This window comes from Herbaspirillum huttiense, assembly GCF_004367745.1.
GTDB lineage: Bacteria > Pseudomonadota > Gammaproteobacteria > Burkholderiales > Burkholderiaceae_D > Herbaspirillum > Herbaspirillum huttiense.
In genome coordinates, this window is record NZ_CP037993.1 from 1,333,340 (window position 1) to 1,357,495 (window position 24,156).

19 protein-coding genes are annotated in these 24,156 nt (G+C 64.3%); 7 read left to right on the top strand and 12 right to left on the bottom strand.

Features of this window, described 5'->3' with window-relative positions:
- Window positions 1-15 precede the first annotated feature (15 nt).
- The 6 genes from E2K99_RS06010 to E2K99_RS06035 all read right to left on the bottom strand — a co-directional run bounded on the left by E2K99_RS06010 (window position 16) and on the right by E2K99_RS06035 (window position 8,225).
- Entirely contained in the window at window positions 16-1,833 is a 1,818-nt protein-coding gene (locus E2K99_RS06010; protein ID WP_134221644.1) for an ATP-binding response regulator, read from the bottom strand.
- A gap of 3 nt (window positions 1,834-1,836) precedes the next feature.
- Window positions 1,837-2,448, bottom strand: coding sequence for a response regulator transcription factor (locus E2K99_RS06015; RefSeq protein WP_134221645.1), 612 nt, complete (start codon window positions 2,446-2,448; stop codon window positions 1,837-1,839).
- Window positions 2,449-2,575: 127 nt separating this feature from the next.
- A complete protein-coding gene (locus E2K99_RS06020) occupies window positions 2,576-4,057 on the bottom strand; it encodes a PAS domain S-box protein (protein ID WP_134221646.1) in 1,482 nt (493 codons plus the stop codon).
- A complete protein-coding gene (locus tag E2K99_RS06025; protein WP_134221647.1) occupies window positions 4,044-5,012 on the bottom strand; it encodes an HDOD domain-containing protein in 969 nt (322 codons plus the stop codon). Before E2K99_RS06025 ends, E2K99_RS06020 begins: the two co-directional genes overlap by 14 nt.
- Window positions 5,009-6,046 (bottom strand): HD domain-containing phosphohydrolase, encoded by a 1,038-nt coding sequence (locus tag E2K99_RS06030; protein ID WP_134221648.1) that lies wholly within the window; start codon window positions 6,044-6,046, stop codon window positions 5,009-5,011. The genes E2K99_RS06025 and E2K99_RS06030 overlap by 4 nt, the downstream gene beginning before the upstream one ends.
- The gene (locus E2K99_RS06035; RefSeq protein ID WP_134224046.1) at window positions 6,027-8,225 is read right to left on the bottom strand and encodes an ATP-binding protein; all 2,199 of its coding nucleotides are present in this window, start codon (window positions 8,223-8,225) and stop codon (window positions 6,027-6,029) included. Before E2K99_RS06035 ends, E2K99_RS06030 begins: the two co-directional genes overlap by 20 nt.
- Before the next feature lie 368 nt (window positions 8,226-8,593).
- Between E2K99_RS06035 and E2K99_RS06040 the strand changes: the two genes are divergently transcribed.
- A complete protein-coding gene (locus E2K99_RS06040; protein ID WP_134221649.1) occupies window positions 8,594-8,893 on the top strand; it encodes a hypothetical protein in 300 nt (99 codons plus the stop codon).
- Window positions 8,894-8,915: 22 nt separating this feature from the next.
- Here the strand turns inward: E2K99_RS06040 and chrA are convergent, their stop codons facing one another.
- Complete coding sequence (gene chrA, locus E2K99_RS06045; protein ID WP_134221650.1) at window positions 8,916-10,160, bottom strand: chromate efflux transporter; 1,245 nt, start codon at window positions 10,158-10,160, stop codon at window positions 8,916-8,918.
- A gap of 266 nt (window positions 10,161-10,426) precedes the next feature.
- On the opposite strand from chrA, the gene yajC reads away from it, so the two are divergent.
- The 4 genes from yajC to tcdA all read left to right on the top strand — a co-directional run bounded on the left by yajC (window position 10,427) and on the right by tcdA (window position 14,824).
- Window positions 10,427-10,759, top strand: coding sequence for a preprotein translocase subunit YajC (gene yajC / locus E2K99_RS06050; protein WP_088757356.1), 333 nt, complete (start codon window positions 10,427-10,429; stop codon window positions 10,757-10,759).
- 164 nt (window positions 10,760-10,923) lie between these two features.
- On the top strand, window positions 10,924-12,828 hold the full coding sequence (secD, locus tag E2K99_RS06055) for a protein translocase subunit SecD (RefSeq protein ID WP_134221651.1): 1,905 nt from the start codon (window positions 10,924-10,926) through the stop codon (window positions 12,826-12,828).
- A gap of 70 nt (window positions 12,829-12,898) precedes the next feature.
- Window positions 12,899-13,843, top strand: coding sequence for a protein translocase subunit SecF (gene secF / locus E2K99_RS06060; protein ID WP_039788956.1), 945 nt, complete (start codon window positions 12,899-12,901; stop codon window positions 13,841-13,843).
- 132 nt (window positions 13,844-13,975) lie between these two features.
- The gene (gene tcdA, locus E2K99_RS06065; RefSeq protein WP_134221652.1) at window positions 13,976-14,824 is read left to right on the top strand and encodes a tRNA cyclic N6-threonylcarbamoyladenosine(37) synthase TcdA; all 849 of its coding nucleotides are present in this window, start codon (window positions 13,976-13,978) and stop codon (window positions 14,822-14,824) included.
- 18 nt (window positions 14,825-14,842) lie between these two features.
- Here the strand turns inward: tcdA and E2K99_RS06070 are convergent, their stop codons facing one another.
- Entirely contained in the window at window positions 14,843-15,781 is a 939-nt protein-coding gene (locus E2K99_RS06070; RefSeq protein ID WP_134221653.1) for a DMT family transporter, read from the bottom strand.
- A gap of 155 nt (window positions 15,782-15,936) precedes the next feature.
- Entirely contained in the window at window positions 15,937-16,497 is a 561-nt protein-coding gene (locus E2K99_RS06075; protein WP_134221654.1) for a DUF4337 domain-containing protein, read from the bottom strand.
- A 578-nt stretch (window positions 16,498-17,075) separates the two neighbouring features.
- Here E2K99_RS06075 and katG point away from each other — a divergent pair.
- Both katG and E2K99_RS06085 read left to right on the top strand, forming a co-directional pair.
- On the top strand, window positions 17,076-19,325 hold the full coding sequence (gene katG / locus E2K99_RS06080) for a catalase/peroxidase HPI (RefSeq protein WP_134221655.1): 2,250 nt from the start codon (window positions 17,076-17,078) through the stop codon (window positions 19,323-19,325).
- A gap of 165 nt (window positions 19,326-19,490) precedes the next feature.
- On the top strand, window positions 19,491-20,069 hold the full coding sequence (locus tag E2K99_RS06085) for a phosphonate degradation HD-domain oxygenase (RefSeq protein WP_134224047.1): 579 nt from the start codon (window positions 19,491-19,493) through the stop codon (window positions 20,067-20,069).
- Here the strand turns inward: E2K99_RS06085 and E2K99_RS06090 are convergent.
- The 3 genes from E2K99_RS06090 to E2K99_RS06100 all read right to left on the bottom strand — a co-directional run bounded on the left by E2K99_RS06090 (window position 20,057) and on the right by E2K99_RS06100 (window position 23,941).
- Entirely contained in the window at window positions 20,057-20,821 is a 765-nt protein-coding gene (locus tag E2K99_RS06090; protein ID WP_134221656.1) for a helix-turn-helix transcriptional regulator, read from the bottom strand. The two genes, E2K99_RS06085 and E2K99_RS06090, sit on opposite strands and share 13 nt — an antisense overlap.
- 48 nt (window positions 20,822-20,869) lie before the next feature.
- Window positions 20,870-22,993 carry a DNA/RNA non-specific endonuclease gene (locus E2K99_RS06095; RefSeq protein ID WP_134221657.1) on the bottom strand — a complete coding sequence of 708 codons (2,124 nt, stop codon included), beginning with the start codon at window positions 22,991-22,993 and terminating at the stop codon, window positions 20,870-20,872.
- Window positions 22,994-23,158: 165 nt separating this feature from the next.
- Complete coding sequence (locus tag E2K99_RS06100) at window positions 23,159-23,941, bottom strand: 3-hydroxybutyrate dehydrogenase (RefSeq protein ID WP_034332649.1); 783 nt, start codon at window positions 23,939-23,941, stop codon at window positions 23,159-23,161.
- Window positions 23,942-24,156: the final 215 nt, after the last annotated feature.

Genomic DNA, 24,156 nt, shown 5'->3' on the forward strand with positions numbered 1-24,156 from the left:
TTGCGCATCAACCCATCATTGCGGATGCACGCCGCCAGCCTTCGCCGCCAGCCGCAGCAGTGCCTCCCACAATTGCGCCGGGGCCACCGGCTTGTGCAGCATGGGAATGCCGCTTTCGCTGGCTTCGCGCAGCCGGGCCGGTGCCGTATCCCCGGTGATGAGCAGCGCACCGACGTGAGCCTGGCTGGCAGCGCGTACCGCCGCGATGGCTTCGGTGCCATTGCGATGCGCACGCAGGCGGTAGTCGCTGATGACCACGTCGAAGTCCTGTGAGTGGGCCAGCGCTTCGGCCTCTTCCAGGCCTTCGACGTCGATGCAATGGCAGCCCCATTGGCCCAGCAGCTGCGCCATGCTGTCGCGCACACGCTGGTCGTCATCGATCAGCAGGATGCGCAGGCCGTGCAGGTCGCGCTGTGCCGTGAGCGCCGGTGCCGGCTTGCCCGCCTGCGCCGGCAGCGGCATGAGCGCCGCCGGCAGTTGCAGCCGGAAGACACTCCCTCTTCCCGGCCGTGACTGGACCGTCAGCTGCAAGCCCTGCATCTTCGCCAATCCCTCGGCAATCGCCAGACCCAGGCCCATCCCCTTGTTGTGATCGCGTTCCGGATTGCCCAACTGGTGGAATTCGCGAAAGATTTCCTGCTGCTGCTCCGGCGCGATGCCGATGCCGGTATCCCATACCTCCAGCCACACCTGTGGCCCCCGCTGACGGCAGGCCACCAGCACGCCTCCACGTTCGGTATAGCGGATTGCATTGGACACCAGATTGCGCAGGATCAGTTCGGTCAGCCCCGCATCGGCGCTGGCCACCGCCTGGCTTTCGCGTGTGCGGAACACCAAGCCCCTGGCCTCGGCCTGCGCGGCCATCTCGCGGCTGATGCGATGGATCAGCGCCTGCGGGCGGAAAGGGGCTAGCTGCGGTGTCACCACGCCCGCTTCGATGCGTGAGTAATCCAGCAGGGTGTGCAGCATGTCGGCGCAATTGTCGGCGGCATTGCGCAGGCGGCCGACCACCTCGCGCTGCATGGGATCGAGCGGGGTATTGGACAGCACTTCCAGGAACAGCCCTTGCGCATGGATGGGTTGCCGCAGGTCGTGGCTGGCACCGGCCAGGAAACGCGACTTGGCGGCATTGGCCTGTTCGGCCTGCTGCAGGGCCTGCTGGGTTTTTTCGGATTCGCGCTGCAGGCGCTCGATGAGCGCATTGTTCTCGAAGCGCAGCATGATGGCCGCGCGCGCCGCACCTGCACTGTTGCGCGCCTGGACCATGAGCGAGGCGACGTAGAGCAGGGCGGCCACGGCCAGTACCTCAAGTGCGTCTTCATGCGTATGCCAGGCGCTGGCCGCCAGCATGCCCAGTTCCACCAGGCAGAAGGAGACGAAGGCCGGCAGCACCGGCGACAGGATCGACATGGAATTGCCGGCCACCCCCGCCAGCACCCCGATGAGCAGGATGCTGCCACCCGGGCTGGCGGTATCCAGCGCCAGCGGTGCCAACAGGCCCCAGGCGGCACCATCGATGCCATGCAACACGACCAGGCGGCGCTTGATCTGGTCGATGTTGGCGGGCGTGATTTCCATGCGCAGCATGCGCCGCGCATCGGCGTAGTCGAACAGCTTGGAGGCGATCACCCCGGCAGCCCAAGCCAGCAGTGGCCACAGACCGGCGCTCTCGCGCAGTGCATAGGCCACCAGCAGCGCCACCAGAATGCCCGGTAGCACCGAGCTGCCCAGATTGCCGCACAACAGCCGCACCTGCTCCACGCGGACGCGGTGCAGCGTGTCGTCGTCCGTGGCGTGCACGGGTGCGCTTGCCAGCGCGCCGTCGCTCTTCATGCGCTAGCTCACCAGGCCGCGCCGGCGGGCGGCAAAGGCGGCTTCGGCGCGGTTGTCCACGTCCAGGGCCAGCAGGATGGCCTGGACATGGCCGCGGATGGTGTTTTCGGAAAGATTGAGCCGGCGGCCGATGGCCTTGTTGGTCAGGCCCTGGCTGAGCAGGCCCAGTACCTCGTACTGGCGCGGCGTGAACTGGGGTTTGCCGGTGGCATCGGCGGCGACATCGGGCACAGGCAGGACATGCCGTCCGCCAGCCACCTCCAGCAAGACCCGCAGGATGTGGTCAGCGGTAGCTGCCTTGGAGACGAAGGCAGCCGCGCCGCGCCGGGTGGCTTCACGCACGGTTTCGTCGGTATCGTCGGCGGAAAGAATGATGACCGGTACCTGCGGCCACTTGCGCGCCAGCACGGACATGCCGTCGATGCCATTGAGTCCGCCCAGCTGGATGTCCAGCAGCACCATGCCGGGCGGCTGGCCGTCCTCAAGGCGCATGGCGTCCTCCAGCGAGGCGGCCTCGCCGATGTTGGCGTGCGGCAAGGCGGCCTGCAGCACCAGCCGCAGGCCGCAACGAAAGAGCGCATGATCGTCAATGATCAGGAGACGTGAAGTCGGCATGTTTGGAAACCCTCCCGCAGCCGCGCTCCCAGTGGGACGCGGCCTTCGGAAACTGTTCTTGTTGTGCCGCGATTCTACGCTGTTGTGGTGGATTGGCGCACGCCGAGATGTCACGGCATGCGCTGGCTCAAGTGTTCTCTTCGAGGCAGAGCGTGAAACGGCTGCCGGTCCCGACCCGGCTTTGCACCGTGATCGAGCCGCCCATCAGGTTGGCCAGCTTCTGGCTCAGGTACAGGCCCTGGCCCATGCCCTCGTGCTTGCGCGAGGCGGTGGCGTCGAGCTGGGTGAAGGCGCGAAACAGCTTCTGCTGGTCCTGTTCGCTGATGCCGCAGCCGCTGTCGCTGACCTCGATCCAGCTGGTCAGGGTCTGGTCGTGGCGTTGCTGGCGCAGCTTTACCAGCACCTGGCCGCGATCGGTGAACTTGATCGCGTTGCCGACCAGGTGCATCAGGATCTGCGCCAGGGCGCGCCGGTTGGCATGGATGCGCACTTCGCCCGCATAGGGTGCCAGCTCCAGTTGCAAGCCTTTCTTCATTGCGGCCGGGCGCAGTACGGCCACGGACTCCTCGATCAGCTCCGAGCAGAGCAGGGCCTCGGGGATCAGGTCTTCCGCCTCGGCCTCCATGTGCGAGACATCCAGCAGGCTGGTGATCAGTCCCAGCAGATGCTGGGCACTTTCGTGCACGGTCTGCAGCTGTTGTTCCTGCTCGGCCGTGAGCGGTCCGCCCATGCGCGTGAGCAGGATTTCGGTAAAGCCCAGGATGGCGTTCAGGGGCGTGCGCAGCTCGTGCGAGGTATTGGCCAGGAAGCGGTCGCGCGACTCCACGGCCTCCTGCAAGGCGTGGTTCTTTTCGGCCAGATCTTCTTCGATGCGCTTGCGGTCGCTGATGTCGCGCACGGCGATCATGAGGAAGGTCTCGCCCTCGATGACCAGCGGACTCAGGCTGACGTCGACCGGGAATTCGCTGCCATTGCGCTTGAGCCCGCACAGGTCGGGCGTGGTATTGCTGGCCGGACCGGCGCGGCCGGACAGGTACTCCGCCAGATTTCGCGCATGCATGGCCAGGAAGCGCTGCGGGATCAGGACATCGATGGCACGGCCGGTCAGTTCGCCAACCTCCCAGCCGAACAGCTCGCCGGCGCGGCGATTGGCCAGCACCACGCGGTCCAGCGCGTTGACCACGATGATGCCGTCGGGCAGCGAATCATAAAGCCCGTGGACACTGGCCGCGATCAGGCTGATGTCACGCTGCACCGTGGCCTCGCTGATGTCCCGCTTGCAGGACAGCACGTATTGCGGTTGCCCTTGCTCATCGCGCAACAGCTTGTTGGAGACTGACAGGTGCAAGAGCGAGCCATCCTTGCGGCGGCGGATGGACTGGCATTCGGCCCGGCCCAGCGTCAGCGTATCGGCGAACACCCGCTCTTCCTCTGCGCGCCGCTCGGGCGGCACGATGAAGTCCGACAGATGCTGGCCCAGCACTTCCTGGCCGCTGTAGCCGAAGATCTGTTCGGCGCAGCGGTTCCAGTAGACCACGCCGCCTTGCATGTCCATGAGGACATAGGCGTCGGGTGCTTCGCTGAGCAGCAGTTGTTCAAGTGCCTGCATCGTCTCCGCCGACGGCCTCTTGCAGGCGCAGCAGTTTGTCGTGGACCTGCCCCGGGAGACCCTGCCACAGGGTCTTGGCGGTCAGGTGCATGGTCTGGGTCCAATCCTGCCAGTCCTCCCCTGCGGCCTGATACAGCGCCGGGAAATCATTCGGTGCCAGTTGCAGTTGCGGCAGCGCCCGCGCGATCTTGGGCAGGGCGGCCTCGGCTACCTGCGGTGTGCCGCAGCCCAGTTCGGCCATGGCGGCCGAGAGATACAGGGTCCAGATGATTTCCAGCGGACGCGGAGCCGGCAGCTCCTCCGGCAGGGCCGGGGCTTCGTAGCGCAGCACGGCATCGCAGAACAGTTCCGGGATCTTCCAGTCCTGCATCAGCGCCGCTGCGATGTTGAGGTGGTTGAAGCCAAACAGCGATTGTTCCATCGCCAGTTGCCCCGACGGTTCCAGCGGGCGCGTCAGCAGCGAGGAATAGCCGGCCGGATGCGCCGAGGCCAGGGTCAGCTTGCCGATGTTGGCCAGCAGGCCGGTGGTGAACATTTCTCCCAGCGGTGCCACGCGGGTGTGGCCGCTGATGGCCTGGGCACTGCAGGCCATGGCGAAGCTGTGGGCCCAGAAGGCCGGCAGCTTGAAGTTGGCGCAGGAGGCCGGGGCCGTGGTTTCCGCCAGCGACAGCGCCAGGGCCAGCTGGCGCACGGCCTGCAGGCCGACCAGCAGCATGCTGTCCATGCTGACCGAGGCGATCGGGCGCACGCGGTCGGCATTGAGTACGTTGACGATGCGGATGATGCGCCCGGACAGGGCCGGATCGGCCTGCACCAGGTGGATCAGTTCATGCATGTCGGGATCATCCTGCGCACACAGGCGCATGATGGTCAGGCGCACCCCGCCGGGCGAGGGCAGGGCTTGGGCGCTCCTGAGCTTCTCGAACAGCGTGGGTTCAATGAAGGTGAGCATCATGTGCCGTCCTGGTTGCGGTTGTAGATATCGACCACTTCCTCCCAGCCGGCAAAGAAGGCTTCCACGCAGCGCGGATCGAAGTGGCTGCCCGCATTGTCGCGCAGATAACGCGCCGCGTCTTCCAGGCTCCAGCCTTTTTTGTAAGGACGGGAGGAGGTCAGCGCGTCGAACACGTCGGCGACGGCCACGATGCGGCCATACAGCGGAATGTCATCGCCCTTGAGCGCATTGGGGTAGCCGCTGCCATCCCATTTTTCATGATGGGTCTCCGCGATCCGGGAGGCGGTCTGCAGCAGGGAGGACGGACTGCCGCGCAAGATGTCGGCACCGATCTGCGCGTGCAGGCGCATGACCTTCAGTTCTTCCTCGTCCAGCCGTCCGGGTTTGAGCAGGATATGGTCGGGGATGCCCATCTTGCCGATGTCGTGCATGGGGGAGGCCGCCAGCAGCAGGTCCTGCTCCTCCTTGGGCAAGCCGAGATGGGCGGCGATGATGCGGGTGTAATTGGACATGCGCACCAGGTGTTCGCCCGTTTCCGGATCGCGATAGCCGGCCGCGCGCGAGAGCAGATCCACCGAATTGAGCGCCAGACTGGTGCTCTGCTGCGCCTTCTGCTCCACCTCTTCAGACAAGTCTTCGATCTTCCGGCTCATGGCCAGCTGCGATTTGCGCATGGCCAGCATGTTCTTCACCCGCGCCAGCAGTTCCACCCGGTTCACCGGCTTCGACAGGAAATCATTGGCCGACATCTGCAGCGCCTTGTGCCGCACCTGCAGGCCCATGTCGGCGGTGATCATGATGACCGGCGTCATTTCCTGGCCCGGCATGGCGCGAAAACGCGAGAGGAAATCGAGGCCATCCATGCCCGGCATCATGTAGTCCAGCAGGATCAGGTCCGGATCGTGGCTGCCGCACCAGTCCAGCGCTTCATACGCATCGGGGCAGGTGCTGATGCTGGTGTCGGGCAGTTGCGCCAGCATGTGCGTGAATAGCGACAGATTGGTCTTGTCGTCGTCAACGATCAGAATCTTCATGTGTTCCCCCGGCCCTCTCTTTTAGGTGTTGTCGCAAGGCGGCGAAGGCGCTTGCGCACTCCTCGGCGAGCTTGCGCACGTGTGCCAGTTCGCCCTGGCGTGCCGCCAATTCCATGTTGCGTCCCGCCTGTCCCAGCGCCTGGATGCCCAGGTTCAGGCAGCTGCCCGCCAGCCGGTGGCCCAGCGCCTGGATCTCGCCCAGCAGCGGATCGCTGGCCTGGCAATGCCGCGCCAGATCGTCCATGACCGGCGTAGTGTGTTCGACGAACATGTCCAGCATCTGGCCAGCCAGCACGGTGTCCTCGCCGAACAGTTCCTGCAGGCGGCTCTCGTCGAGCATGAGCGGCGCAGCACCGGTGTCGGCGGCCGCTTCCTGCGCCGCCGGCAGGTAATGCTCCAGCATCGCCGCCAGTTGCGAGCGCAGCAAAGGCTTGGTCAGGTAATCGTCCATACCGGCCTCCAGGCACTGTTCCCGATCCCCGGCCATGGCATTGGCGGTCATCGCGACAATGGGGGTGTGGGCCAGCTCGCCCTGCAGACGCCGGATGCGGCGCGTGGTTTCGTAGCCATCCAGCACCGGCATCTGGCAATCCATCAGGATCAGCGCGTAAGCGCGCCGTGCCAGCTTCTCCAGCGCCTCCGCACCGTTGGAGGCGATATCGACCGCGTAGCCCATGGCATTGAGCTGGTACACCGCCACCTTCTGGTTCATCACGTTGTCTTCCACCAGCAGGAGTTCGCGCTGTTCCTGCTGCCCCTGTTGCCCCGGATGGGACGCCCGGGCCGGGCGCGCTGCCGTCAATTCCCCGTCGGCCGCGTCCTTGCCTCCCGCCTGCGGATCGACCGCACGCAGCAGCTGTTGCTTGCGCAGCGGCAACTGCAGGGCTGGCGACGTTGATTTTCCGTCTATATTAAGGCCGTCTACGCCATGGTCAAGCAGCACGCACGTAACTGTCGGCCTTTCCGCGTGCAGGCGTGCCAGCACTGCGGCCGGCGGCACATCCCGGATCTCGCTGCTGACGATGAGGGTATCGATGCCGGTGGCCGTGGCCGCCGGGCCGGTCAGCGCCGCCAGGGCGTCGCTGGCACTGCTGTAGCGCACCGTTTCCAGCCCGGCCCCGCGCAGGTATTCGTGCAGCATGGCGGCACTGGCATCGTGCGTTTCGAGCAGGGCCACCTGTCGTTTTTTGGCTGCATGCGGACGGGTGGCGAACTGCGCGGGTTGCGCCACGGGAATGCCCAGTTCGAACCAGAAGCAGGAACCGTTACCGGGCGTGCTCTCCACGCCGATCTTGCCGCCCATCAGTTCCACCAGGCGCTTGCAGATCGACAGGCCCAGGCCGGTGCCGCCGTATTGGCGGGTGACCGAGTTGTCGGCCTGCGAGAAGGGCGAGAACAGGCGGCGCAGCGTATCGTCATCCATGCCGATGCCGCTGTCGCGCACCTCGAAACGCACCCGGCAGTGATCGCCCGACACGTGCAAGGCCTGCACCCGCAGCAGCACTTCGCCCACATGGGTGAACTTGAGCGCGTTGCCCAGCAGGTTCAGGAGGACCTGGCGGATGCGTCCGGGGTCGCCCAGCAGCCGCACCGGCAGGCGCGGATCGACGTGCGCCAGCAAGCGCACGCGCTTTTCGTGCGCCTTGAAGGACAGCGCTTCGGCGCTGGCTTCCACCACTTCCAGCAGGTCGAACTCGACCACGGCGATGTCCATCTTGCCGACGTCGATCTTGGAGAAATCCAGCACGTCATTGACGATGCCCAGCAGGGCATTGGCCGAATCCTCGATGGCCTTGGCGAATTCGGCTTGCTGCGTATCCAGGCGCGTGGTGCGCAACAGTCCGGCCATGCCCAGTACCGCATTCATGGGTGTGCGGATTTCGTGGCTCATGGTGGAGAGGAAGGCCCCGCGCGTGAGCATGGCCTGGTCGGCCGCTTCCTTGGCCAGGACCAGGTTGCGCGCGGCACGCTGATGGTCGCGCAGCAGGCGCAGCAGGATCAGGGCCCGTACCAGCCACAGCGCCAGCAGTCCCACGATCAGCCAGGGCGGCAGGTCGGCATGCCACAGCGCGGCCACCGTCAGCACGGCAAAGCCGGCCTCGGCCAGCGCCAGCGGCAAACGCCCGTCGCGCGGGCGCGCCGGGGCGTGCTGCGCATTGTTGTGGGTGCTGCCTGGCATCACGAGCTTGTCTCCATGTTTCCCGACTCCGGTTCGATTCCGCCCGCAAGTGCGAAGAGGCAGGGCGGGTTTGGATGGAATCAATTATAACGAATCGGATCATAAATTGCCGAAATTGTTTTATTTGTTCCACTGGGGAAGCCCGTCTGTGGTCAAAATGCGGCACAATGATGAGCTTGTCATTGCGATAATAATTGGCCTCTGTCACGCTGCTGCTGGTACTGCGCGGCTTCCGCTGTAATTTTGAAATAAACAATATTGTTATTTTATTCTGTCAAATTAATTTTATTGATTTAATCGATTAATTTATTTAAGATGACGGCATAACGAAACAATGCAGTGGCCCAACCCGACAAGGAGCCCGCACCATGGCACATCCCCCCTCGATGGCACGCGCCCGACTGGCCCGTCCTGACCTGCTGCGCTGGCATGCCGCGCTGCTTCTGCTCACGCTTGGCTGCTGGGCCTGGCCGCATTTGCAGGCGGCCACCACGGCCAAGCTCTCCATCTCGGTGCTGGTGACTACGCGCTGCAACGTGGTGGTCAATGTCATCAATGGCATGGCGGCCGTGACCAATACCTGTGGTGCCGCGCCGGTGGGCAGCCCGGATGGGCGAGCCTTCCTGCTGGTGAACCAGCAGGAGCGTTCGGTGGTGGTGGTTTACTGAGTCCGCTGCAACTGCTCGCCAGTCAGATCCCGGCCAGCGCCGGCAGGGTGGCGGCCAGCACCGCCAGCAGCACGACCGCCCAGGAGGGCAGTTTCAGCCACACCAGAGCGGCAAAGGCCGCCAGCGCAATGAGCAGGTCACGCCCGCCGAAGATGGCGCTGGTCCACACCGGCTGGCAGAGCGCCGCCAGCAGCAATCCCACCACCGCGGCATTGACGCCCGCCAGCACCGCCTGCATCGCGGCCTGACGGCGCACCGCATCCCAGAACGGCAGCAGCCCGGTCACCAGCAGGAAGGACGGCGCAAAGATGGCCAGCACGCATAGCACGCCACCGGCCACCCCATTGGGCCAGGAAGACATCACCACGCCCAGATAGGCCGCCAGCGTGAAGAGCGGGCCGGGGATCGCCTGGGCCGCGCCATAACCGGCCAGGAAAACGTCCTTGTTGACCCACCCCGTGGGCACCAGCTCCGCCTGCAACAGCGGCAGCACCACATGGCCGCCCCCGAAGACCAGGGAACCGACGCGATAGAAGATGTTGATCTGCTGCAGCCAGGCCGCCGGATGGAGCGCGGCCAGCAGCGGAATGCCCGCCAGCAGGACGAAGAACAACAGCAGGCAGGCGCGCCCCGTGCGGCGGCTGACCACCAGTGGCAGGTGTTCCTGCAGCGCAAGCTGCGGGCCGTGCAGCAGCAGCCGTCCGGCCAGACCGGCGGCCACGATCGCGCCCAGCTGTACCAGGCTGCCCTGCAGCTGCCACGCCGCCAGCGCAGCCAGCGCCATGATGGCCAGGCGTACCGGACCGCGGCACAGCGTCTGCGCCATCCCCCACACCGCCTGCGCCACGATGGCCACGGCCACGATCTTCAAGCCATGCACCACCTCCCCGGAGAGCCAGTGCGCATCCTCCAGCACCGACAAGGCCACCACCATCAGCAGTAGCGCCGAGGGCAGCGTAAAGCCCAGCCAGGCCGCCAGCGCACCGCGATAGCCGCCGCGGATCAGGCCGATGGCCAGCCTGACCTGGCTGCTGGAGGGGCCGGGCAGGAACTGGCACATGGCCACCAGGTCGGCATAGGTCTGTTCGGACAGCCAGCGCCGCCGGGCCACGAATTCATGGCGGAAATAGCCGAGATGGGCGGCCGGCCCGCCAAAGGAGGTCAGCCCCAGCCGCAGGAAGACCAGAAAGATCGCCCACGCCGGTTGGCGCGGGGCAGCGGGCAAGGCGGAGGGGGTGGCAGGTTCGGGAGCGGGGGAAGCTGGCATGCGGTGTCGGATCGGGTTGGCGCGCGAAGCAGGGGACCGGAGCGCCGCCCATATTAAGGGCGGCTTTAGGGCGAAATGAAGCTTTTTTCATGTGCCCTGCCATTTCACGCGGGATACGCGGCTTTTCCAGTTTGCGCAGGTGACAAAAAAGCCCGATTTTGCCTGGTTCCCCCTTGATCTGCGGCAATGCACCCCGATTTGGCGGTTTGGTGCCTGCGCAGTGCTAGAATGCAGGGCTATTTTTCAATCAACCTTTGGAGCCTTACGTGTTTATTTCCGACGCATACGCGCAAACGGCCGCAGCAGCCCCTGGTGGCGCGATGGGCAACCTGGCCAGCTTCCTGCCGATCATCCTGATGTTCGTGGTCCTGTATTTCCTGATGATCCGCCCGCAGATGAAGCGTCAGAAAGAACAGAAAGCCATGATGGACGCACTGGGCAAGGGCGACGAAGTCGTCACCTCCGGTGGTCTGCTGGGCCGCATTACCAAGGTGGCCGATGGTTACATCACCATCGAAGTCTCCGAAGGCACCGAAGTCATCGTGCAAAAGGGCGCTGTCACCACCTTGCTGCCCAAGGGCACCATCAAGGGCCTGTAATCGGCCTCACCGGTTGGCCGGCCTGAACCGGCGAACCCATGGGCGCATCGCTGATGCGCCCATGTCGTTAGAACGGTGTGCAGAAACTTCCGGTTCCTGGCACCCGTTCTGAACAGGGCGGCAGGTCCCTGCCTCCCTCTCCCGCAAGCAAGAAGCACAAGACCATGAATCGTTACTCTCTCTGGAAATACGCACTGATCGTCCTGGCCCTGCTGTTCGGCGTGATCTATACCGTCCCGAACTTCTTCGGCGAATCCCCCGCGGTGCAGATCAGCAGTGCCAAGTCGACCCTGAAGGTCGAGCCTGCCGTGGCCGGCCGTGTCGATCAGATCCTGAAACAAGGCAATCTCGGCGCAGAGAGCGTGGCGTTCGACAATGCCGGTTCGCAGCCGTCGGTGCGCGCCCGCTTTGCCACCACCGACATCCAGTTCAAGGCCAAGGCCCTGCTGGAGAAGGAACTCAATACCGACCCCAGCGACCCGACCTACATCGTCGCCTTCAACCTGCTGCCCAATACCCCGCAATGGCTGCAAAGCCTGCACGCCTTCCCGATGTACCTGGGCCTGGACTTGCGCGGCGGCGTGCACTTCCTGATGCAGGTCGACATCAAGGCGGTCCTGAACAAGCGCCTGCAAGGCATGCAAGCCAGCGTACGCAGCCTGCTGCGTGACAAGAACATCCGCCACAGCGGCATCAACCGCTCCGGCGACAGCATCGAGATTTCCTTCCGCGATGCCGATACCCGCAACAAGGCCCGTGCCGCTCTGGGCGAACTGCAGGAAATGGTGCTCACCGACGCCGGCAGTGGCGATGACCTCAAACTCATCGCCACCCTGCGTCCGGAAGCCCTGAAGCAGACCCAGGAAGACGGCGTCAAGCAGAACATCAGCACCCTGTCCAAGCGCGTCAACGAACTGGGCGTGGCCGAGCCGCTGATCCAGCGCCAGGGCGCCGACCGCATCGTGGTCGAGCTGCCGGGCGTGCAGGACGTCTCGCGCGCCAAGGACATCATCGGCCGTACCGCGACCTTGGAAGTGCGCATGGTCGATGAAAGCGTGGTGCGCGGCACCGAAGAAACCTCGGCCATCCCCTTCGGCTCCGAACTGTTCAAGATCGGCAAGGGCGCGCCCGTGGTGCTGAACAAGGAACCGGTGCTGACCGGCGACTACATCTCCAACGCCTCGGCCAGCTTCGATGAAAACCACCAGCCGGCGGTGAGCATCGACTTGAACGGCGACGGCGGCCGCAAGATGCGTGAAGCCACCCGTGACAAGGTTGGCAAGGCCATGGCCATCGTCCTGTTCGAAAAGGGCAAGGGCGAAGTCCTGACCGTAGCCACGATCCGCTCCGAACTGGGTTCGCGCTTCCAGATCACCGGCATGGGTTCGCCCGAAGCGGCCAGCGACCTGGCCCTGCTGCTGCGCGCCGGTTCGCTGGCCGCACCGATGGACATCATCGAAGAACGCACCATCGGCCCGCAACTGGGTGCCGACAACATCAAGAAGGGCTTTGATTCGGTGCTGTATGGCTTCCTGGCCATGGCCGTCTTCATGGTGATCTACTACCAGCTGTTCGGTTTCTTCAGCGCCCTGGCGCTGTCGGTGAACGTGCTGCTGCTGGTAGCGCTGCTGTCCACGCTGCAAGTCACGCTGACGCTGCCGGGTATCGCCGCCATTGCGCTGGCACTCGGTATGGCGATCGACTCCAACGTGCTGATCAACGAACGCATCCGTGAAGAACTGCGCGCCGGCAATTCGCCGCAGGCAGCGATTGCCGCCGGTTTCGACCGCGCGTGGGCGACCATCCTGGACTCCAACGTGACCACCCTGATCGCCGGCCTGGCGCTGCTGATCTTCGGCTCCGGCGCGATTCGCGGCTTCGCCGTGGTGCACTGCCTGGGCATCCTGACCTCGATGTTCTCGGCCGTGTTTTTCTCGCGCGGTGTGGTCAACCTCTGGTATGGCCGCAAGAAGCGTCTGTCGGGCCTGGCCATCGGCCAGATCTGGAAGCCCGAGGGCGACGTGCTCTCCACTTCCGGCAAGGCCGCCGCCAAGCGCGACGCCAAGTAATCATCAGCAGCACAGCCAGATTTGAGCCAGGCACCCCGCTGCAGGTGGTGCCGGCACCGAAAGGATAGTGATGGAATTTTTCCGCATCAAAAAAGACATTCCCTTCATGCGTCATGCCCTGATCTTCAATGCGATCTCGGCACTGACCTTCGTGGCCGCGGTGTTCTTCCTGTTCTCCAAGGGATTGCACTTCTCCATCGAATTCACCGGCGGCACGGTCATGGAAGTGGCCTACAACAAGCCGGCCGACCTGGAGAAGATCCGCAAGTCGATTGAAGGACTAGGTTACCGCGATACCCTGGTGCAAAGCTTCGGCACCGCCCAGGACGTGATGATCCGCCTGCCCGCCCAAGCCGGCGTGAATGCCAGCCAGCAGAGCGAGAAGGTCAATGCCGCCCTGAAGGCAGAGGATCCGGACGTGCGCCTGCAGCGCGTGGAATTCGTCGGCCCCCAGGTGGGCGATGAACTGGCCCATGATGGCCTGCTGGCCCTGGGCATGGTGGTGCTGGGCATCGTGATCTACCTGGCCTTCCGCTTCGAATGGAAGTTCGCGGTGGCGGCGGTGATCGCCAACCTGCACGACATCATCATCATCCTGGGCTTCTTCGCCTTCTTCCAGTGGGAATTCTCGCTGACCGTGCTGGCCGCCATCCTGGCCGTGCTGGGTTACTCGGTCAACGAATCGGTGGTGGTGTTCGACCGGGTGCGCGAAGCCTTCCGTGATCGCCGCTTCGGCAAGCTGTCCGCGCCCGAAGTGCTGAACCACGCGATCACCAGCACCATGTCGCGTACCGTCATCACCCACGGCAGCACTGAAATGATGGTGCTGGCGATGTTCTTCTTCGGCGGCCCGACGCTGCACTATTTCGCGCTGGCGCTGACCATCGGCATCCTGTTCGGTATCTATTCCTCGGTGTTCGTCGCCGCAGCGCTGGCCATGTGGCTGGGCGTGAAGCGCGAAGACCTGATCAAGCCGGTCAAGGTCAAGGACGAAAACGGCGGCGCGGTGGTCTGATTTCCGATTCACCAGCGTTGCACAGGGAGGGCCGCCGCGTTCACGCAGCGGCCCTTTCTCATGAAAGGCCCGCAAAGGCGGGATAATGCTGCTCTTCACGACAGCACATCACTGCATTCCTCTTTTTTCATCATGACCGCATCCATCGATCTGAACGATATCGACTATGAGCGCCGCTTCGGCGGCGTGGCCCGCCTGTACGGCGCGGCGGCCTTGCAGCGCTTCAGCCAGGCGCGCGTATGCGTGGTCGGCGTCGGCGGCGTGGGCTCCTGGATCGTCGAGGCGCTGGCCCGCAGCGCCATCGGCCACCTGACCCTGATCGACCTGGACAACCTGGCTGAATCGAATGTCAATCGCCAGATCCATGCGCTCACCGGCACCCTGGGACAGGCCAAGGTGACGGCCCTGCATGAGCGCATCCGGCAGATCAATCCGACCTGCGTGGTCACCGAGGTGGAGGATTTCGTCGATCCGGAGAATGTGGAGCAGATGCTGGGCGGTGGCCGTTTCGATTACGTCATCGACGCCATCGACAATGTTCCGGCCAAGGTGGCGATGATCGCCTGGTGCCGCCAGAACGGCATGCCCATGGTCACCATCGGCAGCGCCGGCGGGCAGATCGATCCGACCCAAATCGAGATCCGCGACCTGTGCCGCACCGAGCAGGAACCGCTGCTGGCCAAGGTGCGCAAGCGCCTGCGCTCACAGCATGGTTTCCCGCGCGGGACGAAGAACAAGTTTCATATCGACGCGGTGTTCTCGACCGAACCGCTGCGTTTCCCGGAACTGGCCGAGGGCGAAGCCTGCGAGATCGCGCCGTCAGAAGATCTGGATGTGGGCGAGGATGCCGCCGACAGCACGCAAGCCGGCGTCACAGGGCTGAACTGCGCCGGTTTCGGCTCGGCCATGGTGGTCACGGCTACCTTCGGCCTGGTGGCCGCAGCGCATGTCTTGAAGAAGCTGGCCGAGAAGGCCAGCTGAGGCAAGGAGGCGGGGGCTTCAGTGTCCGCCGCCCTCATCGACCCGGTGCGCGGACACGCACAGCAGCACGCTGACGGTGACCAGCACCATGGCCGCGATCTCCAGCAGGGTCGGCCGGCGCTGTTCCCACAGGAAGCCGTAGAGCAGGGCAAAGAGGGTCTCGAACAGGATCATTTGCCCGATCATGGTCAGTGGCAGCAGGCGGCTGGCCTTGTTCCAGCAGGCATTGCCGAACAGCGATGCAAAGATCGCCACCCCCGCCGACACCGCCACGAAATGCATCCACTCGCTGCCTGGATGCGGCTGCAGCATCACCGTGAAGGCGGGCACTGCGATGAACAGCGACAGCAGCCCCGTGACCACGCCGATCAGCAGATTCCAGTCATGCGCAGAAACTTCATGCAGGCGCGCCAGCCAGCGGCTGTTACCGACCGCATAGGTGGTCCAGGAGACCAATGCGGCCAGGGCGCAGAAGAAGCCGATGACACTTTGCTTCATATCGCCTCCAGCTGACCCGGATAGCGACTGCCAGGCCACGCAGGCGATGCCGGCCAGGCCCAAGGCCAGCGACGGGGCCAGCTTGCGCAGCGAGACCGCGCCATGGCCGCGGCTGCCGATGATGCTCACCGCCACCGGCAGGAAGCCGATCACCAGCGAGGTCATGGCCATGCCGCCCAGTTGCACGGCACTGGCCAGAAACACGTAATACACCACATTGCCCAACAGGCTCAGCCACACCAGCGCGCGCCATTCGTCACGGCCCAGGTGCGGCAGCAGTTTCTTGATGCGCGGCGCGATCAGCAGCGCTGCGAACAGTCCGTAGGCGAGATAGCGCCCGGCCGTCAGTTGCCAGGGCGAGAAGGCGCGCGTCAGTTCAGGGGCCAGGAATACCAGGCCCCAGGCGGCACCGGCCAGTGCGCCATAGAAAATGCCTTGCAGGATCGTGTTGGAACTCATCGGGAATCAAAGCCAGCCATGTTGCAAAGGGGGGCAGTATGCCCCAGCCGACGCGGGAAGGATTGTTGCAGGCTACGGTTTTCTTGTGGCGGGCGAGGGCAGAAACGAAAACGCCGGCACGAGGCCGGCGTTGGTCTGCTGTGCGGTCAAGCCGTTCAGATCGCGGTGCCGAACAAGCCCGCACCGACAAAGGCCAGCGCCACCACGCCGATACCCATCGACAGGTAGGCCAGCACGGCCACGCCCGTGATGATGGTGGCCGAGGCCAGCACGATGGCCACTTGCAGCATGCCGGCGGCCATTTCCATCTTCTCGTATTTCTCCATGTAGGCATGCGCCTCATGCTCGGCTTCGCGCGCCTTGTGGGACAGCTCCTTCTTGCCTTCGCCGCTCTTCTCGTCGCTGTCGTAATGGGCGATGGCGTCGTCGAGCTTGGCCACGGCCGCGCTGATGCGTTCATCCTTGGGATTGCCCAGCAAGCTCAGTTGCTGCTTGGCCAGCTGCGCCGCATTGCCGCGCACCGACTTGGCCTGGAAGAAGGACCACAGGTTGGCCGCCTCCTGATGCTTCAGGATGACCTCGGTCTGGTAGGACTTGGACAGGGTTTCGGTAATGGCCAGCACCAGCGCCAGGATGGCGATGAGCAAGGCCAGCTTCTTGTTGCCGGAGGCATGGGCGTGCTCGGCGTGTTCCAGGTTTTCGGTGGCTTCCGTCATGATGGTTCTTGTAATGTGGGAAAAGGAGGACGGCCCGGCGCGCGGGCAGCGTCCCATCAACGATTCACCTCCATATCGGTTGACCTGAAGAATATTGAAACTCGTATTTTCCTGAAGGACAGGAAGGCAGCTTCCCTCAGGTAAGATTGCCCCTAAAGGCAATGCGCGCATCCGATATTCGCATTTCCTCACGGTCGGGTCGATGGCGTTCTCCGCTGCTGTTGCGCACGGCCTGCACAAACAATGTGCGGCAAGTTCAGCAGAAATATTTGCCTTTGGCTACACTGTTCACCCACAAATTCTGAACCTGTGGGATTGGATTTATTGACTGGCATTATACAAAAAGACAATCACGCGATTGTTTTCGATCAATTATATTAATGGTTCTTCGCAAGCACGACCGGAACAAGGCGAAGCTGGCCCCGCAGTACGGCGTCATGGTGCCGTAGCAGAACGCAGTCAGCCTGTCGCTGCAGTACAAGCCGCTATGTCCAGCCCGGCTGGAGGTAGCCACGAAGATGCCCGTTTCCCGGTCCGGGCGTCATGACCCATCGGGTCGATCAACAGGAGAGAACGCAATGTCGAACGAAGCCAAGTGCCCCTTCAACCACACCGCCGGTAGCGGCACCAGCAACCGCGACTGGTGGCCCAAGCAGCTGCGTGTGGATCTGCTGGCCCAGCATTCTTCCAAGTCCAACCCCATGGGTGAGGATTTCAACTACGCCGAAGCCTTCAAGAGCCTCGACCTGGCCGCCGTCAAGGCCGACCTGGCCAAGGTGATGACCGATTCGCAGGACTGGTGGCCGGCCGACTTCGGCCACTATGGTCCGCTGTTCATCCGCATGGCCTGGCACAGCGCCGGTACCTATCGCATCGGCGATGGCCGCGGCGGTGCCGGCCGTGGCCAGCAGCGCTTCGCGCCATTGAACAGCTGGCCCGACAACGTCAACCTGGACAAGGCACGCCGCCTGATCTGGCCGGTCAAGCAGAAGTACGGCAACAAGATCTCCTGGGCTGACCTGCTGATCCTGACCGGCAACGTCGCGCTGGAAACCATGGGTTTCAAGACCTTCGGTTTCGCCGGTGGCCGCCAGGACGTGTGGGAACCGGACCTGGACGTCTACTGGGGTACCGAATCGACCTGGCTGGGCGGCGATGACCGCTACGGCAAGGGCAAGGCCGGCGCCAGCCACGGCGAGATCACGGCCGATGCCGACCGTCACGGCAATGAGCAGAGCCGCACCGGCCCCACCGGCCGCAACCTGGAAAACCCGCTGGCCGCGGTCCAGATGGGCCTGATCTACGTGAACCCGGAAGGTCCGGAAGGCAACCCTGATCCGGTGGCCGCCGCCCATGACATCCGCGAAACCTTCGCCCGCATGGCGATGGACGATGAAGAAACCGTGGCCCTGATCGCCGGTGGCCACACCTTCGGCAAGACCCACGGTGCAGGCGACGCCAAGCACGTGGGCCGCGAACCGGAAGGCGAGGGCCTGGAACACCAGGGTATGGGCTGGAAGAGCAGCTTCGGCAGCGGCGTCGGTGGCGACACCATCAGCTCCGGCCTGGAAGTGACCTGGACCCAGACTCCTGCCCAGTGGAGCAATTACTTCTTCGAGAACCTGTTCAACTATGAGTGGGAACTGACCAAGAGCCCGGCCGGTGCCCATCAATGGGTGGCCAAGGGCGCCGATGCGGTGATTCCGCACGCCCACGGTGGCGCGCCCCTGCGTCCGACCATGCTGACCACGGACTTGTCGCTGCGCTTCGATCCGGCTTACGAAAAGATCTCGCGCCGCTTCCTGGAACACCCGGAGCAGTTCGCCGACGCCTTCGCCCGCGCCTGGTTCAAGCTGACCCACCGCGACCTCGGTCCGCGTGCCCGCTACCTCGGCCCGGAAGTGCCGGCCGAAGAACTGATCTGGCAAGATCCGCTGCCCAAGGCAGAAGGCGCGCCGATTGATGCAGCCGATGTCACGGCCCTGAAGAGCAAGATCCTGGCCTCGGGCCTGTCGGTGAGCGAGCTGGTCTCGACCGCCTGGGCCTCGGCTTCCACCTTCCGGGGTGGCGACATGCGCGGTGGTGCCAACGGTGCGCGTGTGCGCCTGGCGCCGCAGAAGGATTGGGTTGCCAATCAGCCGGCCCAGCTGGCCAAGGTGTTGAAGGCACTGGAAGGCATCCAGTCCGAGTTCAACCAAGGTGCCAAGAAGGTGTCTCTGGCGGATCTGATCGTGCTGGCCGGTAGCGCAGCCGTCGAAAAGGCGGCCAAGGATGCAGGCGTGGCCGTGACGGTCCCCTTCAGCGCAGGCCGTGTGGATGCGTCGCAGGAGCAGACGGACGTCGCTTCCTTCGAGCCGCTGGAACCCGTCGTTGATGGCTTCCGCAACTTCCAGAAGCAGCGTTATGCAGTGCGTGCCGAAGACATGCTCATCGACAAGGCCCAGCAACTGACCCTGACCGCGCCGGAAATGACGGTCCTCATCGGTGGCCTGCGCGTGCTGGGCAACACGGTGGGTGGCAGCACCAAGGGTGTGTTCACTTCCAAGGTGGGTGTGCTGTCCAATGACTTCTTCGTCAATCTGCTGGACATGGGCACCGAGTGGAAGTCCACTTCGCCCGCCCAGGAAGAGTTCGAAGGCCGTGACCGCAAGAGCGGTGCCGTCAAGTGGACCGGCACCCGTGTCGACCTGGTGTTCGGCTCCAACGCCGTGCTGCGCGCCCTGGCCGAAGTCTATGCCAGCTCGGACGCCAAGGAAAAGTTCGTCAAGGACTTCGTGGCGGCCTGGGTCAAGGTGATGGATCTGGATCGCTATGACCTGAAGAAGTAAGCAGCAAAGCAGTCAAGCAGTGAGGCAGTGAAGCGATGAAAAACGGCGGGCCGCAAGGCTCGCCGTTTTTCTTTGCGCGTGCGCATGTCATGGAGATGTCACGGAGTGCGCCGATGCAGGGGCTATAGTGGCGTTCGGTATTTTTCTTCACCTGCGAGGCGCATGATGGCCCTGAGCCTGGATGACATTGCCCTGCTGTTCACACGGCTCGGCCACACCCAATACACCGGCGAGCCGGTCACGCAACTGGAACACGCGCTGCAATCGGCGCTGCTGGCCGAGCAGGAGGGCGCAGCGCCCAGCCTGATCGTGGCCAGCCTGCTGCACGATCTCGGCCACCTGCTGGAAGACCTGGGCCAGACGCCCACCCTGGCCGGCATCGATGACCTGCACCAGTACCGCGTTCTTCCTTTCCTGCGCGGTGTCTTCCATGAATCCGTGCTGGCGCCGATTGCCTTGCATGTGGATGCCAAGCGCTACCTGTGCGCCACTGATCCGGACTACTTCGCGCAGCTCTCGGCCGATTCGGTGCGCAGCCTGCAATTGCAGGGCGGGATCTTCGATGTGGAACAGGCCGCGGCTTTCATCGATCGGCCCTATGCCGAGGATGCCGTCAGGTTGCGGCGCTGGGATGATCGTGCCAAGACGGCGGGTCTGCCGACGCCCGATTATGCGCACTATGCAGGCTACTTCAACGAGTGTCTGCTGCGGCCGGGCAAGGCCAGCCGTCCTCAGGGCAGATAACTTTTCCGATACGCTGATGGGGTGGTGCCGCGCAGCTTGCGCAGCGCATGCGTGAGCGCACTCTGGTCGCCATAGCCACAGCGCTGGGCAATCTGCGCCAGCGGCAGGCTGCTGGTGCGCAGCAGCTGGCAGGCCCGGGCCACGCGCACTTCGGCCAGCCAGGCGCGCGGCGACGTGTCCAGTTCAGCGCGAAACCATTCATGCAAACGGCTGGGGGAGATCGCCGCCAGTTCCGCCATCTGCGCCACCGTCCAGGGATGCTCGGCGCGCGCCTCCACCCGTGCCAGCATCAAACGCAGCCGCGACAGCGCCTGCGGCTGTTGCGTGAGCGCGTCCAGCAGCAGGGGAACCCAATGCTGCAGCGTGTTGCCGGCGGGGCGGGTGTCGCTGAGTGCCACCGCCATGAATTCCACCAGTTTCCCGGCGGCGCGGGACAAGGGCAGGAACGGGCGCTGTGCCAGCGCCTCCAGTTGCAGGCTGCCGACCGCATCGGGTGCCAGGTCGACCACCAGCGAACGATTCTCGCCGCCTGCGCGCGTGGCATGCCGCGCACCGGGTTCGACGAAGGCCGCCGTGGCGGTATCGGCCAGGCCTTCACGGCCGGCAATGTCCATCGCCAGATGGCCTGCCAGCGGCAGCACCAGTTGCGGAAAATCATGCCGGTGCGCCAATGACTCCTCGCGATAGCTGCGCAGGTGCAACTGCGCCACGGGTGGGGCAGTGTCGGGATGCGGTCGCGAGGATGGGATCATGGCGGGCAGGGATGCAAAGCAATCCCGCCATGATAGCGGACTTCGCTGCTACAGCCGGATCTGCTCGAAGGCCGTGATGCGCAGGCGCGCTTCGCCGACCTGCGGCTGCTTGCCATCGGCGATGGTATCGGCGGCGCGTACCCTGGAACCGAAGTCCAGCCCGGTCATCCTTTCCAGTTCGGGAATGGCCACGCGCCAGTGGTTGACGTCCACCGAGGGCAGGTCGCGCGGCGTCCCCAGGCTGTGCCGGCTCTCCGACAGCAGGGCCGACTGGTCGGCCAGCAGGCCTACCGCTTTCAAACCTTGCTTGCCCTTCCACACCACGATCTTGAAGAAGGCCGAAGGGATCTGGACCTCATCGGCCCACAGGTCCACCTGGTCGTTGAACACCGGGCCCTGGAAGACGCACAGGCGGCCCTTGCTGCTGGCAGCCAGCACGCCGTTCTCCAGCACATAGCGCTCCAGGCCCTGCCAGTAGGTCGCGCTCTGGTTGAAGCGGAAATGCTGGGGCGAGCAATTGGTGAAATGGAAGGTGTCGGCATTGGCGCGTTCGGCTTCTTCCGGCGTACCCCAGCTCGGATCGGACCGGCGCGTCAGGTGGCCGCGATCGAAATAGGTCGACCACGCCGAATAAAAATCCTGCTCCAGCACGCTGCCCGCCGCCACGCGCGGATCGCGGAACCAGGCATCGCCTTCGGCCGCATTGACCTGGCCGCTGCCGCGATCGACTGCAAGGTAATGCGTGCCGTCGATGTTGGTGGCAGTGAAGGCGGCCATGCGGCGGCGCTTCAACAGTTTGATGCTGAAGTGTTCATATTTCAGTTCGCCGTCGTCGCCAGCGGCACCGGCCACGGTAGGCAGCAGCGGGACGATGTCGCCCGCCAGCTTCGCATCCGGCTGTGGCAGCGGCAGCTCTGCGCCGGGGATGAAAGCGGCATCGTAGCCGCTGCGATTGCCGTAATCCGGATCGATGCGCAAGGCTTCTGCGCCTGCGGAGGGGCGGGGCGGGGAGAGCCGGCGTGGTGGCTGCAAGGTCGCGTTGTTGGCAGAGAGGCTTGCGTTGGCGGCAGCGGGTGTCGTCGCCTGGGCGACGGTGGCTGCACCTCCTGCAACCCGCACCGTCACTTCCAGCGGAATCGTCAGGGTTGCGGTCTGCAGAGCGATGTCTTTGCCACTGTTGTTCATGCTGATCTCCTGTGTCATGTCGGATGCGGTGTTGTCGGCGACGGTGAGGGCCCCGGGCGCGCTGGCCACCTGATAGCTCAAGGCTTCCTGCAGCAACGCCCGGGCCTCAGGCGGCAAGGTGGGCAGGCGTGCCAGCAGGTCACGGTAGAGGGCGCTGATGCGTATGCCTTCGTTGACCTTGCGCAGCGGTTGATCTCCCGTACCGGCATCGCGATAAGGCTCGCCCCAGTGATGCAAGGCCACCAGCTGCCAGTCGTCATTGAAGACCGGCGAGCCGGACGAGCCTTGCTGGGTATCGGTCTCGTAGAGCAGGGTGTGTTCGGTGCGCGCGGTGACGGTGTTGTTGCGGATGCTGATCATCTTCATCCAGCCGGACGGATGCTGGATGATGTTGGCCGCCATGCCGATGACGTGCTTGTCCGGCTGGTCCGAGAGCGGGCAGAAGCCCAGCTCCTCCACCGTGGCCGTCCCCGACTGGCGTTCGCCCAGCGCGATGACGGCATAGTCCAGCTGATCCGCTGGCGAGAACAGCGCCAGCCGTTCCGGTGCCAGCAGGTAGCTGGTGGTGGCACGCGGTACCCCACGGGCGTCGAGTTCACGCAGGAAGGTGAGGCGCGTGCCGCGTGCGGCGGCGGCGTCCGCGATGACGTGCTGGTTGGTCAGGAACAGGCGCGGGCTGATCAAGAAGCCGGTGGCCAGTTCGCTGGTCTGATCGCTGTTGACCTCGACGTAGGCTACCGCTCGCGCCACCGCTGCGCCTTGCGCCAGGAAGCTGGCGCGCAGGAAATCCTCGCTGTCGCCGATGATCGATTCGGGACCGGCCGGATGGCCCAGGTTGCGCTGGCGCAGGGCATAGGCGCGCGCCCGTTCGCTGTCGGGCTCGGCCTCGCGCCATTGTCCGCAGGCTACCAGCGATCGCACACGCTGGCGTTCGCTGGCAGTGTCGGCCACGCAGGCGCGGAAATCCTTGACGGCTTGAGCATCCATGGCATCTCCAGATTCTCGGGGGAGGGTCTGGGGACGTTATTACCTTCATATGACATCGGCATGACCTGAAACATCTTGCAAAACATCAGTGTTTCCGGTGGCCAAGACAAAGCCGCCGGGCTTGCGCCACGGCGGCTTTGGGAGAAGCCTGGATGCGGGTGAAGCTTACTGCATATGCCAGCCGTGGCTGACCACGACGGACTGGCCGGTCAGTGCATTGGTCGGGAAGGCCGCCAGGAACACGGCAGTCTGGGCCACGTCCTGGGTGGTGGTGAATTCACCGTCCACGGTGTCCTTGAGCATGATCTTCTTGATGACATCCTCTTCGCTGATGCCGAATTCCTTGGCCTGCTCGGGGATCTGCTTTTCCACCAGCGGTGTACGCACGAAGCCGGGACAGATGACATTGGTGCGGATCTTGTCCTTGGCCCCTTCCTTGGCCACGGTCTTGGCCAGGCCCAGCAGGCCGTGCTTGGCGGTCACGTAGGGCGACTTGAGCGCCGAGGCCTGATGCGAGTGCACCGAACCCATGTAGATGATGGAGCCGCCACGGCCCTGCTTGATCATGGCTTTCATCGCGGCACGGGTGGTCAGGAAGGCGCCGTCCAGGTGGATTGCCAGCATCTTGCGCCAGTTTTCCAGCGACAGTTCGGTGACCGGGCTGATGATCTGGATGCCGGCATTGCTGATCATGATGTCCAGCCCGCCGTAGGTGTTCACGGCATCGGCCACGCCCTTGTCGACCTGGGTTTCATCGGTGACGTTCATGGCCACCGCCATCGCGGTGCCGCCATTCTTGACGATCTCTTCAGCCGTGGCCTTGGCGGCTTCCAGCGCCAGGTCGGCGATGACGACCTTGGCGCCTTGTTTGGCGTATTCGATCGCGATTTCCTTGCCGATGCCGCTGGCCGAACCGGTAATGAGTGCGACTTTATCCTTGAGTAGCATGATCTTCCTTTATGTTTCGAGTTGACGGACATTGCAAAGCCAGACCGCCCTCGGCACCGGCGCTGTCGCACACGGTGTCCGATGACGGCCATCAATCCCTGGTTTCGATGAACTGCGCATCGAAAGATTCCTCGGGTGCCGATCTCGCCCTTGCACCCGTTTTCCTTGCCCTCGCGCATGCGTCTGCTCCCCGCAGGGAGGTCTCCGGACGCCGC